This is a genomic window from Pseudomonas sp. FW305-3-2-15-C-LB1 (genome assembly GCF_058787615.1).
This window is the reverse complement of sequence record NZ_JBYSZX010000015.1, coordinates 116,770-133,984: the sequence shown is the minus strand read 5'-3', so window position 1 is coordinate 133,984 and position 17,215 is coordinate 116,770. Positions and strand designations below refer to the sequence as shown.

Genomic DNA, 17,215 nt, shown 5'->3' with positions numbered 1-17,215 from the left:
TATCGGTCACCAGTCGCCAGGGAGAAGTTGGCGGCGTGAAACCTTAATCGGTGTCCAAGATTACTTGACCAGTTCAAACACCCTCCCACAATGGACCTGTGCTGTGTTTCAGACGGCGTTCACGGTGACCCAGCGCTCTTCTTTGGCCGCCACGCGAATCGCCGTTGCCAGTCGCTCAACCTCCCACGCCGCTTCAAAGTCCGTGCCATCCGCACCTTGGCCTGCCAGCGCCAGAATCAACTCCTGCACCTCCAGCGTCTTCAGTTCGTTGTACCCCAGTTGATGCCCCGCCGCCGGGCTGAACGCCGCATAACCCGGCAGGGCAGGGCCGGCGAGCAAACGCTGGAACCCCTCCTGACCCACGCGGCACACCTGCAATTCATTCAAGCGTTCCTGATCGAACGCCAGGGTGCCTTGCGTCCCGCTGATCTCGAAACTCAGGTGGTTCTTGTAGCCGTGCTTGAGCCAACTGCTGCTGACGGTGCCACGTGCGCCATTGGCGAAACGCAGCAGGGCATGCACCTGGTCATCCACGGCGATGGATTTCAGCTCGGCGCTGCCTTTGACGGCAGGGCGCTGGCCATGGACGGTCTGGGTGTCGGCGCACACGCTCAGCACATCCCCCACCAGATAACGGGCCATCGACAACAAATGACTGCCCAGGTCCGCCAGGGCGCCACCGGCATGTTCGACTTCGCACCGCCATGACCACGGGGAGGCCGGGTCGGCCATGAAGTCCTCGCTGAACTCGCCCTGGAAGCTGATGATTTCGCCGAGCTCGCCGCTGGCTATCATCTGCCGCGCCAGTGTGATCATCGGGTTGTGCTGGTAGTTGTAGCCGACCCGCGTCACCACCCCGGCGGCACTGGCGGCGCGGCGCATGGCGTCGGCCTGTTCCAGGCTCACGGCCAGGGGTTTTTCGCAGTACACCGCCTTGCCCGCGGCTATCGCGGCCATGGCCATGGGATAGTGCAAATGGTTGGGCGTGGTGATAGCCACCACATCGACGCTCGGATCATTGATCAGCGCCTGCCAATCGCCATGGGCCTGGGTAAACCCCCAGGCGGTGGCACAGCGCCGGGCGCGTTCGCTGTCGGCATCGGCCAGGGCGGCCAGCTTGAGGTGTACCGGCAGTTCGAATACCGCACGGGCGTTATTGAATGCCAATGCATGGGCGCGGCCCATGAAGCCTGTGCCGATCAAGCCGATTCCGAGTTCACGCATCGCCGTGGTCCTTTGGATTATTGTTTTCAGGAAGGCTATTAATGGAATAAAAATTCCTTAAATTCAATAGATGGAATAAAAATTCATTTGTGCGCTGGCAATCACCCCGGCGAATGCAGCTACATTCACCATGGGGCCAAATGCCTTCAGTTAACAAAAGATAACGTAGCGCCGATTGTCAGACGATTCGAAAGCCCGATAGGATGGCCCCTGCTTCCTCCAGGCGCTCTAGATTGCAGGTTCCAAGGCCCCGGAAGGCGAGCGATAACAATAATAAATGGGAGAAGGGTCTATGAGTGAGCCTGTCATGGGTTGGGTTGTCTGCCGCCCACGCGCCGCACGCAGGGTTGCGATGCTGGCCGCAGCGCTCTCGCTGTTTGGACTGGGGGTAGCGTCAGCCGCGTTGTCGACCTCCGTCCAGGCCGCCGGCGATACCACTTTTGCGATTGAATCCCCCAAGGCCGCCAAGGGCCTGATGATCGACGTGGTCCACGCAGGCAAGCGCCTGGTGGCGGTCGGTGATCGCGGGCACATCCTCTATTCGGACGACCAGGGCAGCACCTGGACCCAAGCCAAAGTCCCCACCCGGCAATTGCTCACGGCGGTGTTTTTTGTCGATGACAAGCAAGGCTGGGCGGTCGGCCACGATGCACAGATCCTCGCCAGCTCCGACGGCGGCGCGACCTGGAGCCAGCAGTATCAGGACCTCAAGCGCGAAGCGCCTCTACTCGATGTGTGGTTCAACGACGCGAACCACGGCCTGGCCGTGGGCGCCTACGGTGCGCTGATTGAAACCACCGACGGTGGCAAGACCTGGAATGACGTCAGCGACCGCCTCGACAACGAAGACCAGTATCACCTCAACGCCATTGCCCACATCAAGGATGCCGGCCTGTTCATCGTCGGCGAGCAGGGCAGCATGTTCCGCTCCAGTGACGACGGCCAGACCTGGGAAAAACTCGAAGGCCCCTACGAGGGATCGTTGTTTGGCGTGATCGGCACCGCCCAAGCGCAAACGCTGTTGGCCTATGGCTTGCGCGGCAACCTGTACCGCTCCACGGATTTCGGCAGCACCTGGGAACAGGTCGAATTGAACGCGGCGCGGGGAGCGCTGGAGTTTGGTTTGTCGGGCGCGGCGTTGCTGGATGACGGTGCCATCGTCGTGGTGGGCAACGGCGGCAGCGTGGTGGTCAGCCATGACGATGGGCTGACCTTCAGCGTGTTCAACCGTCCGGACCGGATTTCGCTGTCGTCCGTCACGGCGGCCGGCAACGGCAACTTGATTCTGGCCGGGCAGGGTGGGGTGCGGGTTGCCACGCCGACTGGCGCCGAACTGCTCCTGAAATAAAGAGCCAAAATAAGAAGAAGGCGGGGAACCATGAGCAGTCATCACAACGATAAAGCGACCTTTCTTGAGCGCCTGATCTTCAACAACCGCCCGGCAGTGATCGTGATCTGCCTGCTGGTGAGTATTTTCCTGTTCTGGCAGGCAACGTTGATACGCCCGTCCACCAGTTTTGAAAAGATGATCCCCCTCAAGCACCCCTTCATCGAAAAGATGATGGAACACCGCAACGACCTGGCCAACCTGGGCAATACGGTGCGCATCTCGGTGGAGGCCAGGGACGGTGATATTTTTACCAGGGAGTACATGGAGACTCTGCGGCAGATCAACGACGAGGTGTTCTACATCTCCGGCGTCGATCGTTCGGGGCTCAAGTCGCTGTGGAGCCCCAGCGTACGCTGGACCGAAGTGACCGAAGAGGGGTTTGCCGGCGGTGAAGTGATCCCGCAGAGCTACAACGGCTCGCCGGAAAGTCTCGATCAACTGCGCAACAACGTGCTCAAGTCTGGCCAGGTCGGGCGACTGGTGGCCAACGATTTCAAGTCGAGCATTGTCGACATCCCGCTGTTGGAGTCCTACCCGGACCCGCAGGACCAGGGCAAGTTGCTGGCCCTGGACTACCGCAAGTTCTCCCACGAACTGGAAGACAAGATCCGCGACAAGTTCGAAGCCCAGAACCCCAACGTCAAGATCCACATCGTCGGCTTCGCCAAGAAGGTCGGTGACCTGATCGACGGCCTGGTCATGGTGGTGATGTTCTTCGGCATCGCGTTCGTTATCACCCTGATCCTGCTGCTGTGGTTCACCAACTGCCTGCGCAGCACAGTCGCCGTGTTGAGCACCACGCTGGTGGCGGTGATCTGGCAGCTGGGGTTGATGCACTTCTTCGGTTTCGGCCTTGATCCCTATTCGATGCTGGTGCCGTTCCTGATCTTCGCCATCGGGATCTCTCACGGCGTGCAGAAGATCAACGGCATCGCGCTGCAGTCCAGCGAGGCGGACAATGCGCTGACCGCCGCCCGGCGCACCTTCCGGCAACTGTTCCTGCCGGGGATGATCGCAATCCTGGCCGATGCGGTGGGCTTCATCACGCTGTTGATCATCGACATCGGTGTAATCCGTGAACTGGCGATCGGCGCGTCCATCGGCGTGGCGGTGATCGTGTTTACCAACCTGATCCTGTTGCCGGTAGCGATCTCCTATGTCGGTATCAGCAAGCGCGCAATCGCCAAGAGCAAGAAAGACGCGAATCGCGAACATTCGTTCTGGCGTCTGCTGTCGAATTTTGCCAACCCGAAAGTCGCGCCGATCTCCATCGCCCTGGCGCTTGTCGCCTTTGGAGGCGGCCTCTGGTACAGCCAGAACCTGAAGATCGGCGACCTTGACCAGGGTGCGCCGGAGTTGCGCCCGGACTCGCGCTACAACAAGGACAACAACTTCATCATCAGCAATTACTCCACCAGTTCCGACGTGCTGGTGGTGATGGTCAAGACGAAGGCCGAAGGTTGCTCGCGCTATGAAGCCATGGCGCCCATCGACCAACTGATGTGGAAGATGCAGAACACCGAGGGCGTGCAGTCGGCGATTTCGCTGGTGACCGTGTCCAAGCAGATGATCAAGGGCATGAACGAGGGCAACCTGAAATGGGAAACCCTGTCGCGCAACCCGGATGTGCTGAACAACTCCATCGCCCGTGCCGATGGCCTGTACAACAACAACTGTTCCCTGGCGCCGGTGCTGGTGTTCCTCAACGACCACAAGGCCGAGACCCTCGACCGTGCGGTGCATGCCGTGCAGGACTTTGCCAGGGAAAACAACAAGGACGGCCTGGAATTCATCCTCGCCGCCGGTAACGCCGGGATCGAAGCGGCCACCAACGAAGTGATCAAGGAGTCGGAACTGACCATCCTGATCCTGGTGTACCTGTGCGTGGCGACCATGTGCATGATCACCTTCCGCTCCTGGGCCGCGACGCTGTGCATCGTGCTGCCGCTGGTGCTGACCTCGGTGCTGGGCAACGCGCTGATGGCATTCATGGGCATCGGCGTCAAGGTCGCGACCTTGCCGGTGGTGGCCCTCGGCGTGGGGATTGGCGTGGACTACGGCATCTACATCTACAGCCGCCTGGAGAGCTTCCTGCGTGCCGGTTTGCCGTTGCAAGAAGCCTATTACCAGACCCTCAAGTCCACCGGTAAAGCCGTGCTATTCACCGGCCTGTGTCTGGCGATCGGCGTGTGCACCTGGATTTTCTCGGCCATCAAGTTCCAGGCCGACATGGGTCTGATGCTGACCTTCATGTTGCTGTGGAACATGTTCGGTGCGCTGTGGCTGTTGCCGGCCCTGGCGCGTTTCCTGATCAAACCGGAGAAACTGGCGGGGCAGAAGGGCAACTCGCTGTTTGCGCACTGAGTCGCCGCCTCCGAAAAAGCCGCACAGGGTGCGGCTTTTTTGCGGGTTACAGTTTCAGGAACAGTTTCTCATCCAGTGGCTTGCCAATCTGCGCACGGACAAGATCCACCGCCCCGGCAGAACCCGGCTCGTTGACCAGGTCTTTCTGGGTCAGGTAGCGCTGGGCGGGTATCTTCAGGTGCGCCGCCGTGTACGTGTCACGCGGTGCGCCGGGTTGTGGGTAGTGAAAGTGCGCAAACCACAACGGCTCCACAGTGCCTTTTTTCCTGACCACGTACTCGGTGAAGACGTCGCCGCTTGCGGTGGGTATATCGCGCCGCACCAGGTTGATATCGACGAAGCCGTTGCGCCAGAGGAAGTCGACATTCTCCGGCTTGGGTTTCACTGCGAAATAACCATCCGCCGCATATTGCCGTGCTTTGCGCTGTAGCTCATCCGCCTCGTTTCTCCAACGGGCCACGAGCTCAGCGGTTTCCGGACGCGTTCCCTGGTGGTGCTCGGCTTGCTGGGCCAGTTCTCGCAACTTGTCGGCGCGCTGTTGCAGCATATCGTGCCAATCCAATGGATCAACGGTGTCCCGGGTTTCGGGTTTCTCGAGTTTCTTTTTCTGATGCTTGATCGACGCCTCTTTCTGCGCGGCTTCCACCATCACTGTGGCGGCTTCCTCTTTGTAGGTCGCCAGTGATTTCGGCGGACGAGGAAGCTGGGGGGCGGACGGTTGTCCCTCAACTATCTGAACCCATTTGCCTTCGGTGACATGTTCGCTGTAGCTGGCGAGGGTCTCCCCCGTCTGGGGATCTTTCACGTCAATGATGTTGAACGGCGCAGTCTTGGGTTCACGCAAGGTGCCTGTTAGTGTCTTTTTGTCACGGGTTTTGAACACCTGCTGTTTCTTTGTTTTGGGCGGGCGTTTCTTGCTCGCGGGTCGGGGGGGCGTCAGTTGCAGTTCTTCCCGGACGACATCGGCCAGATCACGTTCGGCAGCGGCGATGAATTCGTTCAGGCGTTGGTGGAATACATTTTGGTACTCGGGACGGCACAGCTCAGGGCTTGTTTCAGATAGGGCAGTGCTGTCGTGCAGGCTCTGTTTGTAGGTGTCGATGATGGTTTGCAATAACGCTTTGCGTTCATCGAGCGTGTAGCCGCTATATTCGTGCAGATCCCTAAACGCCCGACTCACTGCGTCCAGCGACGTTGTGTGAAAGCGATTTGCATAAAACTGAGCGTCTGACCCCTCTGCGATTCTGGCAAACCGGTTGACGCTGAGTATCTTGAGCGTCTTCAAAAGTGTTAACTTTTCTTCGAGCGCTACGATGATCGGAGGCCGCGTTGTTATGCGGTCAAGGTAATGATCGACTTCTGCGGCGGCGAAGGAGGAGTCATTGCGCCACTCTTCTTCCAACGTCGCGAAGGCTTGCTTGGCCTGCCACAGTTTTTCACGGTTCTGGTAAATCGCTTTCGTCCCTTCGATGACTCTTGGGTACGTGGCTGCGGAACCCGATCGAAGCTCTTGAACCAGCTCGTTCATGGGCTCGCCATGAGCGGTGTGCGCCTGGCTCTCTCGGAGCAGTCGTTTGTAGACGATAATCGAGTTATTCAGCGCTTTTGACATGCTCATATAAAGCAACGAACGTCGCATCTTGTTTTCCAGGAGATCATCGATGTCAGCAAATTTTTTGGGCCGGAGGACTTCGATGGCATTTCTGCCATGCTGCAGGAATTCAGCAAGGTAGGGTTCGAGCTGGGTGAGATGTTGGTCGATCTTGCTTTTCAGTGCTTCCGTGGTACGCAGTTGTTCTGCATATTGAGCGTCAAAACGTCCGCTCGAAGGGTCCGTTCGGGTGAGTTTCCATAGCGTTATGAGTTTCTTTCTGGCACCTTCGTAGCCAACCAGGTCTTTGTCGCCAACCAGGTCTTTGTTGAGCTCATTGAGTGTTTTGAGATAGCTATCCGAGGCCATCTTCACTTTGTCAGTTTGCTGATCGAACTCGGCCTCTTTCAGCGCCTCTGCCCTGAGGTTTTCATCCATCTTACGTGCGATGCCGCCTTTGGGCATGCCCCCCCTGAGCTTGGGGCTGAGGTCGAAATCCCAGCGGCCGGCGTCATCGCGCTTCAGGGGCGGCCCTGTGCGCGCCTTGTCCTGCTGATCAATCACGAACACCCCGTCCAGGTCCCGTGCCACGCGGAACCACAGGTTGCCAATGTGCGCATGCAGTTTGTCATCAATACGGTACAGGCCTTTCAAGCTCCCTTCAGTGATCGCCGTGCCCGGTTCGGCAGGGGCGGGTACGCTGAATGTCTGCACGTGTGCCCATTGGGCAGGGCTCAGGTCTCGCGGGCTGGAATAGGCGAAGTCAAACGCCCGTTGGCTATCGATGAATCCGGGGGCGGACGCGGGGTCACCCTCTTCGACCAATATTTGCGAGGGAGGACTGACGGCATCGGTGCGACGTAGCGCAATTTCGACTTCCGTGCGTTGTGCAAAAGGCACGTCACCCACGGGGCGGACCGGCTTGGTTGTGACGGCGGTGTGGCTCAGCAATGTGCCGACATTGACCAGCAGATCGACCATGTTGGCGGCCGGATCACGGGTATTCGGTTCACTGCCTTCTTTGATGTCGTGCTCGAGGCTGGCCAACTGCATCAGCCAGCCAACCATCGCGCCCGGGCCGCGTAAAACGGGCAGCAGTGTGTTGAACAGCAGCCATCCCAGCTCCTTGCAGGACGCCCAGCGACTCTGGGCGTCGGAGGTGGATTGGTTATCGGCCAGCGTCACCAGGCTGCGAGCGTTGGCGTTGAACAAATATTGCATCAGGTCGCCGTTCTGTACATCGTGGTGCAACTGCTGTGCCGCCGGGTAACCACCGACCGCCAAGGTGGTGGGAGCGGGCTGGCTGGGGGCGTCGAATTCGTTGAACACGCCGTAACGGGCGATGTTGGGTGTCTTGAACCCGCCGTTACCGTAGATCGCACGGGTTTTTTCGTCCGGCAGCCAGGCCAGGATGCGCTGTTGCAGCGTGCCGGGTTCCTGGATCGCGGCCAGCAGCGCATCGCGGCTGGGAAACTCTTGCAGGCTCGGGGACAGTTGCGGGCCGTACAGGATGTGCGGGCCTTTCGCGGGGTCCACGGGCTCGATCAGGAACATGTTGGCGACCACATCCGGCGTGGCCCCCGGCTTGCGCAGGAACGCCAGGGGACGCACGGTGATTTCCTGGCCGTCCACCCGGCGCGCGCCGGCGCCGGGTTGAGCAATGGCTTCGACAAACTGGTAGCCTTTCGCGCTGATCCCCGCTTGCCCCTTCAACTTGAGTTCCAGCGCCTGCATGGCCAGTTGGATCGGCACTTGCTCGCAGAACAGCGCGGCACGTTCCCGGGCCTGGGCAGTGTCACTGAGCAACTGCTGGTTGAGCAGGGCCGGATAGTGCTGGCCGATGTCGACTTTGCTGATCAGGTCCTTGAGTGTCTGCGCCATCTGGGGATCGTTCACCGGCTGTCCGCGCAAGCGAATATCCATGGCTCCCTTGGGCAGCCCCGCGAGATTCTCCAGCGCCATGTCCACCAGGCTCATCCTGACCGGTTCGATATAGCCGCTGCCCATGTTGCCCACGGGGACTTTGAAGGTGATTTCCAGGTCCTTGGCGGTGTAGCCCTTGGGTGCCAGTTCTGCATCGAGTTGTTGTTCGGCGTAGGTGCGCAGGTCCGGGATGTCGGTAAGGAAGGTTCGGCCCTGATGGCGTCGCACGCTGCTGGCCAGGTCCAGGATATGGCGTTGGTAGGCAAAGCGCTCGGCTTCGCCGGCCTTTGCCAGCCAATCGGGCAGGTTGCGCTTGAACTGCTCCAGCCGGTTGGGCGGCAACTGCGAAGTCGTGCTGAACCACGCGGCGGTATCGGTGGCTTGGGAAAACAGTTGTTCAAGATCGGTCCCATTGCCCTGGGCGGGGAGCTTGATTGCATTGAGGTTCTGCAATTGACGGTCCAGGAGAATGGCGGCCTGGATATCGAAGATGTTGCCGTCCGGCTCCACGCGCTTCCAGTTCAGGCGGTCGAAGCTGAACTGCGCGCCGAGCTGACGCTCCCAGGCCACGGCAAACTGCTCCAGGGACTCATAGGGCGTGACGACGCCCGCGCTCGTCACTTGCAGAACGACGGTATGGCCGTCGACCTCGTGGGTGATCAACAGGTCCGGGCTCAGCACGTCAGCGCGGGTCTGGCCGTGTTTCAGGATAGAGTCGAGGGTGAATACCTTGGCGGCGTTCGCGCCGTGGACCTGGGTTCGTTCACGGGTATCCGGGTAGCGCGTGACCTGATCCAGGGTTGCGCGCTGCCGCTCATCCAGGCCGGGCTGCTTGAGGCCGGCGATACGCAGGGTGTCGCAGAGGGTGTCGCTGAGCCACCGCCAGCGGCTGACGGAAGCGCCTGCTCCCGTGGCCTGCACGAAGGCGTCCTGGCCCCAATACTGGCTCAGTGCTTGGGCGTAGGCATCCTTCAGGCAGGATTTCAGGCTGCCGATGGCCAGCTCGACGGTCTGCGTATCCAGGGGCGTTGCACGATTGCCTGTGCTGTCGACGATTTTCAGCGTGCTGCCGCTGGTGGAGTCGACCCACTTGCACGGCTCGCCGTAGCGGTCGCTGAAGTCTAGTTCGGCGCCGGATGCCAGATGTTCAAGCACCAGGTCCACCAGTGGCCTGAGCCGGTACTGCAGCGGATCGGACTGTGTCGCCACTGCCACGGAGGTCTTGTCACTGTCGAACTCCAGTGTGGGGTATCGATGCCTCACGGCTTCATTCAGCAGGGAGGCCACCACCGAACGCACCGTTGGCCGTGTTGCGAATTGGTCAGCCACCACCTGGGCGGGCGAGTCATGCACTACTGGCGTGCCTGGGGTGAGCTGAGCAAGGAACCTCGATCCCGGGCCTGGCAGTGGAGGACGGGCACGTCGGGGTTTCGCCGCTGCGGTTGGCCGCTCCAGTAGGGGTGAGTGTGTGACGGGCGCCTGGCTGATGATGGCCGGCAACGTAGTGCTGAACGGGGCGGAACTGAGTCGATAGGCGCTGTGTACTGATGGCATAGAGGCACTTCCTTGGCTTCAGGTTGATAAGCGCCAGAGAAAGTACAAGCTCGATGCAGCGAAGGTTTCGAAAAAGCGTTTTGAACTGTGTCGAGTCGCCGCCGACACGTTTGCCAAGCCTTGTCGTACCGCGCTTGAGCGCGCCTGTTTCAGTGTGTGAACAGACGGCGCCAACGGGTACGTGACCGCCACGTCGACCGTCGTACCCGCTGGCGACCACGCTAATACCCCATCCTCTGGTCAGCCGGCCTTGTTCACGCCTGAACACCCTTGGGCTTGGGCGCTATCTTGAGGAACAGGTTGTCCAGCGGTGGAGTGATGAGCACGTAGACGATTTTCGTCACGGGTTCGCTGCCCGGGTCTTTCACGCGGCTCAGGTAATCCTGCACATGGGCCTTGAGCAAATCCTTCTGGGTGAGTTTGCGTTGCTCCGGCAATTTCAGATGGGCCCGCGTATAGCCATCGGGCGGCGCGTCGGCGGTGGCGTAGTGGAAATGGGCGTACCACAACACCACCGGCGGTTTTTGCGCCTTGTCGTACACCGCGTATTCGGTGAAGAAGTCTCCACTGAGGGTCGGGCGTTGCGGGTCGGCCTGGCTCGTGAGGTTGATATCGATCTGCTGGTGGTCCCAGAGGTAGGCGACGCTTTCCATTGTCGGCCACTGGCGTTTGTAGGCATCGCTGCAGATGCGCTGTGCCCAGCGATTGATGTCCTTGGCTTGCGCCAGGCATTCGTCAATCAGGTTCTGGGCCGTGGGTGCATCGAGATGGTCGCGTTTGATTTCATTGGCGAGTTGGGTAAGTTTTTCGGCTTGCGCGTTGAGCAGCGTGTCCCATTCGCCGGGATTGGCATCCTGGCGAGTGAGGGGGTTGTCCAGTTTCGCCTGGTCCGCCGCGACCAATTGCTCCAGGTCCTGGCGTTGTCCGATCAATCCCTGGGCTTCACTCTTGAGGGTCGCGAGTGAGCGAAGCTGCGGGGCCGGCGTCGAGGTGGTTGCCTCGTCGATGGGGGCCCAACCGTCCGTATGCTGGTTATACGAAGCCAGGGTCTTGCCCAGCAACGTGTCGGTGATGGTGATGTGTTCCTCGCCGTTATGCGCGTCGGCGGGCTTGAACTCTCCGATCAGGTATTCCTTTTTGCGGGTCTTGAACACGCGCTTTGCCGGGGGCTTGGCACGCAGTGTCTTGGACAGTGGCAGTTCGACCTTGAGGTCTTCCTGTTCTCTGACCACCGCCTCCAGTTCGTTTTGCGCCAACGCCCTGGCGAATTCGAGGCCCTTGAGCACACGTTCGGCTTCGGGCCCCAAGGCATCGGGCTTCAGCGTCTTGAGGGCCCTCAGGGCGAACTCGGCCTGCTGGTATTTATCGAGAACTGTCTCGTAGACATTGCGTTGCTCGGCCAACGGGTATTCGGTACTGCTGCGTACCTCGATGTGGGATTTCAGGCCTATGTCCAGCCCGCACACCTGATAACGCGCCTTGTAATACCACTGCAACGCAGACAGTGATGAAGGCATCTTGAAGCGTAGTTGGCTCAGGCTGGCAAGCAGTTCCAGCGCGCTGAGCTTGAGGTTGTCGGAGAAAAACAATTCAACGATTGGAATGCCTGCCAGCAGTTCCTGCCGTACCGCGCGCGCTGCAGCGGACGCTTGTCCCAGATGCTGGAGGGTGGCTTCCATGGTGGCGGAATGCGCGGCCATGTGTTCGAGGTAGTCGATGTAACCGGTGACCATCCGCAGGTTTTCGTCGACGAGGGTCAAGTCTCCCGCGACGATTCGCGGTTGCATCCGTTCGTGCCATGCCGCCAATGGCTCGCCCGCCTCGGTAGCGGTATGAAAATCCAACGCTTCCAATTGCATCTTGTGGAGGAACAACTGTTGGTTCCAGAGCTCTTTCAGGATGGTTGACGCATTGATCAGGGGCAGGTCGGCAATGGCGGCGGCCTCCAGCTGGCGGGTCAAGGTGGCCAACTCAAAGCGCACGGGCAGGGATTCGGACAGTTGAGTTTCGAGGTGCTGCAGCAATACACCAAACTGGTTGCGAAGGCGTTTGTACTCGGAGATTTCAGTCTGTTGGCGTATTTCCAGGTCTGGACGCTGGGTTTGCGAAGCCTTGAGCAGCAGATCCTGAATGATTCGCAGGGTCTTGAGTTGTTTCTCCAGGCCCTTGAGGGCGGATGCCAGTTGCGCTCCTGCCTGATCAATGGGGACCATGAGGTACTGCGCCTCCTGAGCGAGCTGGAGCAAGCGATCCTTCAACCTTTCGTTCTCAAGTTGTTTTTCATGGCGCAGCTCCTGCAACCGCTTGCGTCCGCCCCCCTGCAACTTGAGACCACGGTCCAGCGTCCAATGGCCGTTGCCGTCGGTTTTCAGCTTGATGCCCGGGTGATCCGGTTTGAGCGGGTGAATGATAAAGACTTCACCGAAACCCGGCACGATGTTGACCCTGAACAACAAGCCTCCCACCGAGGCATGCCATTGGTCGTTGATCTTGTACAAACCCCGATAGGGCCCGAGATTGACCGGTTCGGGAGCCGGCGTGGGCCAGGGCACATTGACGGCCCGCAGTCGCTCGAAAAGCGCCGCCGAGGCGCCATCGCCGGCCAGGGAGCGATCAAAGTCCAACAGCGTGCGACCACCCCCCGGTGGCTCGGAAGGCAGGCCGACAGCGCCTCGTTCAACCACCGCCGGCCTGATCAGACGCTGGCCTGGCAGTGGGTGCTTGAAGGGCAAAGGGATCGTGGCCTGTTCATCGCGCTGGGATTCTTCGTGCGACGCGCCGGTCGATCCGTGATGCAACATCGCCATGCCGATATTGAGCAGCAGATCAATCCACGCCAGCTCCCTGGCTGTGGGATCGGCACTCTCCAGTGCCGGCAGGTCCTTCACTACGCCATGCATGGCCTGCATCAGCCAACCGACTGCCGCCATGGGGCCGCGTACAACCAGCAGCAGGGTGTTGAATCCCAGTTGCAGGCCTTCAAGGATAAGCGCCCAGCGGCTTTCACTGTTGGAGGTCGACTCCCTTTCGGCCTGGTCCACCAGTTGCTGTGTTTCACTGCCGAACAGATATTCCATGAGGCTGCCGTTGCGCAGCGCCAGGCCTATTTCATCGTTGCTTTCGTCGTCGGCACCGGCCAGCTCGGCGGGCTTTGGCACGCTGGGCAGGTTGTCGAACTCCGAGCCCATGCCGATGCGCACGTAGTGAGGCTCGTTGAAACCGCCGTTGCTGTAGACCGCCCTGGCCTGGTCCGGCAACCAGGTCAGTACGCTCTCCTGCAGGTCGCCGGGTTGCACGATGGCCGCCAGCAACTGCTGGCGATTGGGGTATTCCAGCAGCGCCTCGGCATAGGCCGGTCGATACAGCAGGTGCGGTCCCGACTGCGTGTCGCGGGGTTCGATGACGAACATATTGCGCACCACATCCGCGGTGGCGCCTGGCTTGCGTACAAAGGCCAGCGGCCGGATGACAATATCCTCGACATTGACCCGGCGCTCCAGCGGGTTGGGGTTGACCAGCGCTTTCACACACTCGAAACCACGCTGGGTGAGGCCGGCTTCGCCCTTGATCAAACGCTCCAGTGCCTGGGTTTTCAGATGCAGGGGGCGCAGTTGCTCGAACAGGCGTTGACGTTTGCGTGCCGCTTCGGTCTGCCCCATCAGCTCCCGGCGCAGGTAAGCGGGGTAGTTTTTGCCGATGTCGACGCGCTGGACCAGTTGAAGGAGGTAGTCGGGTGTCAGCCAGGCTTCGATCGCGCGGCCTTTGACGTGGCGTATTGTCATGCGGCCTTTGGGGCGGCCCGACAGGTTCTTCAGGGCCAGGTCGACCAGGTTCATGACGACCGGTTCGACGTAACCGCCTTCGAGGATACCGACCGGCACATGAAAGGTCAGTTCCAGATCGCCAGCATCGTAGCCGGTCGCCAGCGCTTCATGGGTGCAGGCGCGCAGTCCGCCCTGGGCAACCGCACGGTCCATGCACAGTTGCTGGTTCACATGCGCGGTGGCATAGCCGCGCAGTGTTTCCAGGCTATCGAAGTCGGCGTCGCCAAGGGTCTGGCGCTTGAGGCTGGCGTTTTCCAGCAGGGTGTGTCGGTAGGCCAGGCGGTTGGCGGCGCTGGTGGCTTGCAGATGATCCGGCAGGGCGGCCTGGATGGCCGCCACCGTTGCCGGCGACGTGGCGTTTGATGGCGCCAGCCACTGCGCAGGGTCGGTGGTGACGGCAAACAGGCGTTCCACTGCTTGCCGCGTGGATTGGGCGGGAAGCTGGAGAGTCGCGAGATCGTCCAACTGCTGGTTCAGGATGAGCGCCGCTTGCACTTCGAAAATATTGCCGTCGGGTTCGTACTGCTGCCAGGTGATGCGCTCGGCCATGAAGCGCTGTTGCAACTGCTCGCCCCACGCCTGGCCGAAGGTTTCCAGGTCGGGGTAGGTCTGGATCTCACCGTTCAGGCGAAAAAGCAGTGCTTGCTTACCGCGCACCACCAAGATCTCGGTGCCTTGTACGGTCAGCCGCTTGCCGGCGCGTTGCAAGTGGGTTTCCAAGGTGTAGGCGTGGACCTCGTTGGCGGGGGCGGGGCTGAGCGTGCGCGATGCCCGGTCGGGATAACGGTTCAACGCGCTGAGTATTTCAATGTGCTGGGCAGCGAGGCCGGTCTGGCGTGTGGCGACCTCGAGCAACACACCTTGCAGCACATCGGCCAGCCACTTCCAGCGGACGCTCCCTGCGTCGCTGTCCTGTCCCCAGTACGCAGCCAAGGCTTCTTGAAAACCGATGAACAGCACCCGTGGCAGCTCCCGGATGAGGGCTTCGATAACCCGCAGGTCGAAGTCGCGGCGCTCTCCGTTCTCATGAGAACCGAGCCGGGTGCCAGTGGCATCGCTCAGGTAGCAATCCAGGTTCTGGCGTGCCGTCAGCTCGGGGAAACTGCCGTCGGCGATATGGTCCAGGGCAACGTCCAGCAACGGCAGCAGGGCGCGGCCGCCGCCTTCGCGGGGGACGGCCAGCCGAAGGTCGGCGACGGGCAGTGTCAGGGGCGGGTACTTCTCCACCAGGTGGGTGCCCAGCATTTGCGCGGTGACGGTGCGCAAAGTGGGGCGCCCGAGAAATTGCGCTGCAATCGCTTGTCGCGTGGGGTTTGCCGCTGGGGCGGGGGGCTGTACAGGCATATGGGTTCCTTGATGTCGGATAAGAGTGCGTCCTTGCAAGGTAATGCCCAGCGTTGTCGCCATGCGGTAGCCCGCTATGGTTTTAGGCCCTGGCGGCAAACTGGCCTATGATTAGCGCTTTGAACCTGATGAAAGACTGTGATGACTGAGAATTTGCCTGCCGTCCTTGAAACCAGCGACATGCTTGAAATCGATGGGCTGCATGCCTTTGATTTTGAACTCGACAACGAAAAACTGCTGATCACCGCCATGGACGGCCGTGCAGAAAAACGCTGGCGTTTCAGCCTGGAACAGGTCAACGCCGCGACGTTCGATGACACCTTGCAAAGCTGGACCCTTACCGGTGATTCGGGCGAGCACCGCCTGATCTGCATGAGCGCCTTCACCGGCAACAATAACGACGAGGATGAAGCGGATGATGATGCGTAAATTCTGGCCGCTGCTGATGGCCGGCAGCGTGGGAGCGATGTCGGTGCAAGCCGCGCCCGCCGATACCTATGAACTGTTGGTGGGCAGCTACACCGCCGGCAGCAGTGAAGGGATCTATCGCCTGAAGTTTGACAGCCGCACAGGCCAGTTCAGCGGTAAACCGGTGCTCGCGGCCAAAGCGGCCAACCCGTCCTGGCTGACAATCTCCAAGGACCAGAAGCACCTGTTCGTGGTCAACGAGAACGGCCCCGGCCAGAAGGACCCGGTCGGGCGCGTCAGCAGCTACAGCATCGATCCGCAGACTCGCCAATTGACCCTGATCAACCAGGTGCAGAGCCTGGGCAACGAGCCGACCCATTCCAGTTTGGCCGCTGATGGGCGCTACCTGTTCGTCGCCAACTATTCGGTCGTGGAGGACCCGGGTGGCAGCTTGGCGGTGCTGCCGGTCGATGCCACGGGCAAGCTGTCGCCTCCGGTGCAACTGAGCGGGCACCCGGCCAGCCGCGTGAACCCTGAGCGCCAGGCGTCCAACCATGTGCACTCGGTGGTGTCGTCGCCGGATGGCAAGTACGTGTTTGTACAGGACCTGGGGGCGGACAAGCTGTTTGCCTACCGCTACGACCCCAAGGCCAACCATGAGCTGCCATTGACCCCGGCCAATCCGGCCTCGGTGCAACTGCCGCCAGGCAGCGGCCCGCGTCACCTGTTGTTCAGCGCCGATGGCAAGCACGCCTGGCTGACCACCGAGATGAGTGCGCAGGTGGCAGTGTTCGACTACAAGGATGGCCAGTTGACCCAGACGCAGCTGGTGGACTTCGCCGCCGGCCAACCGGTGTCCGACAAGGCCGGTGCCGCGTTGCACGCCTCCAGTGACGGCCAATTCCTCTACGTGAGCAACCGTGGCACGGCCAACCAGTTGCTGGTGTTCAGCATCGATCCGGCCACCGCGCACCTCACGCAATTGCAACGTCGCTCGGTGGACGGTGACCACCCACGCGAATTCAGCCTGGACCCCAGCGGTCGGTTCCTGCTGATCGCCAATCAGAAAAGCAACGAAATCGTCGTGGTCGAACGCGCCCCCAAAACCGGCCTGCTGGGTAAAACCGTGCAGAAATTGCCGATCGATGCCCCCAGCGACCTCAAGTTCCTGGTGCGTCAATAAGCCACAGGCCCCGCCGTGCGGGGCCTGACCCTTTCTATTAATTCTGTTAATAGCGGCTACTGTTTCAAAGCATTTCTAAGGTTCAGCCCTCGGGCGTAAGTTTGGTTCCAAGGCCTTCCCCGGCCACTCAACCAAACGAACACAAGGGTTACCGACATGAATCTGAACCTCTTCTCCATCATCGCCGCTTCCGCTGTTTCCGCCACCGTTGCCCTGCCTGCCGCAGCCAGCGTGGAAGTCACCGGCAAAAAATCCAGCACCAGCGCCTATACCCAGAAATACTTGCAACAGAGTGCCAACTTCTACGCCGCACTGGATCACAAGACCCAGCACTAAGCGGTAGGTCACTGAGATCAAATGTGGGAGAGGGCTTGCCCCCGATAGCAGTGGGTCAGCTACAGATTAGCTGA

The 17,215-nt window shown here is 60.5% G+C and carries 8 protein-coding genes; 5 read left to right on the top strand and 3 right to left on the bottom strand.

The window, feature by feature from the left end; genetic code table 11:
* Window positions 1-108: 108 nt before the first annotated feature.
* Window positions 109-1,224: a Gfo/Idh/MocA family protein gene (locus tag AC3WP7_RS24385; protein ID WP_102592607.1), complete on the bottom strand. Its 1,116-nt coding sequence runs from the start codon at window positions 1,222-1,224 to the stop codon at window positions 109-111.
* A 307-nt stretch (window positions 1,225-1,531) separates the two neighbouring features.
* Here AC3WP7_RS24385 and AC3WP7_RS24380 point away from each other — a divergent pair, with 307 nt between their 5' ends.
* Window positions 1,532-2,572: a WD40/YVTN/BNR-like repeat-containing protein gene (locus AC3WP7_RS24380; RefSeq protein ID WP_102592606.1), complete on the top strand. Its 1,041-nt coding sequence runs from the start codon at window positions 1,532-1,534 to the stop codon at window positions 2,570-2,572.
* A 30-nt stretch (window positions 2,573-2,602) separates the two neighbouring features.
* The gene (locus AC3WP7_RS24375; protein WP_092244229.1) at window positions 2,603-4,978 is read left to right on the top strand and encodes an efflux RND transporter permease subunit; all 2,376 of its coding nucleotides are present in this window, start codon (window positions 2,603-2,605) and stop codon (window positions 4,976-4,978) included.
* A gap of 46 nt (window positions 4,979-5,024) precedes the next feature.
* Here AC3WP7_RS24375 and AC3WP7_RS24370 read toward each other — a convergent pair whose 3' ends face one another.
* Both AC3WP7_RS24370 and AC3WP7_RS24365 read right to left on the bottom strand, forming a co-directional pair.
* Entirely contained in the window at window positions 5,025-9,845 is a 4,821-nt protein-coding gene (locus tag AC3WP7_RS24370; RefSeq protein WP_256579949.1) for a dermonecrotic toxin domain-containing protein, read from the bottom strand.
* Window positions 9,846-10,300: 455 nt separating this feature from the next.
* Window positions 10,301-15,214, bottom strand: coding sequence for a dermonecrotic toxin domain-containing protein (locus AC3WP7_RS24365; protein ID WP_102592605.1), 4,914 nt, complete (start codon window positions 15,212-15,214; stop codon window positions 10,301-10,303).
* Between the two features lie 141 nt (window positions 15,215-15,355).
* On the opposite strand from AC3WP7_RS24365, the gene AC3WP7_RS24360 reads away from it, so the two are divergent.
* The 3 genes from AC3WP7_RS24360 to AC3WP7_RS24350 all read left to right on the top strand — a co-directional run bounded on the left by AC3WP7_RS24360 (window position 15,356) and on the right by AC3WP7_RS24350 (window position 17,141).
* Window positions 15,356-15,643, top strand: a complete 288-nt coding sequence (locus tag AC3WP7_RS24360) for a DUF5629 family protein (protein ID WP_092244220.1) — start codon at window positions 15,356-15,358, stop codon at window positions 15,641-15,643.
* Window positions 15,630-16,805, top strand: a complete 1,176-nt coding sequence (locus AC3WP7_RS24355) for a lactonase family protein (protein ID WP_102592604.1) — start codon at window positions 15,630-15,632, stop codon at window positions 16,803-16,805. Before AC3WP7_RS24360 ends, AC3WP7_RS24355 begins: the two co-directional genes overlap by 14 nt.
* A gap of 156 nt (window positions 16,806-16,961) precedes the next feature.
* A complete protein-coding gene (locus tag AC3WP7_RS24350) occupies window positions 16,962-17,141 on the top strand; it encodes a hypothetical protein (protein WP_058424118.1) in 180 nt (59 codons plus the stop codon).
* Window positions 17,142-17,215: the final 74 nt, after the last annotated feature.

Coding starts and splice junctions, on each gene's coding strand:
- AC3WP7_RS24385 (WP_102592607.1), bottom strand. CDS start 1,224: ATGCGTGAACTCGGAATCGGCTTGATCGGCACAGGCTTCATGGGCCGC.
- AC3WP7_RS24380 (WP_102592606.1), top strand. CDS start 1,532: ATGGGTTGGGTTGTCTGCCGCCCACGCGCCGCACGCAGGGTTGCGATG.
- AC3WP7_RS24375 (WP_092244229.1), top strand. CDS start 2,603: ATGAGCAGTCATCACAACGATAAAGCGACCTTTCTTGAGCGCCTGATC.
- AC3WP7_RS24365 (WP_102592605.1), bottom strand. CDS start 15,214: ATGCCTGTACAGCCCCCCGCCCCAGCGGCAAACCCCACGCGACAAGCG.
- AC3WP7_RS24360 (WP_092244220.1), top strand. CDS start 15,356: ATGACTGAGAATTTGCCTGCCGTCCTTGAAACCAGCGACATGCTTGAA.
- AC3WP7_RS24355 (WP_102592604.1), top strand. CDS start 15,630: ATGATGATGCGTAAATTCTGGCCGCTGCTGATGGCCGGCAGCGTGGGA.
- AC3WP7_RS24350 (WP_058424118.1), top strand. CDS start 16,962: ATGAATCTGAACCTCTTCTCCATCATCGCCGCTTCCGCTGTTTCCGCC.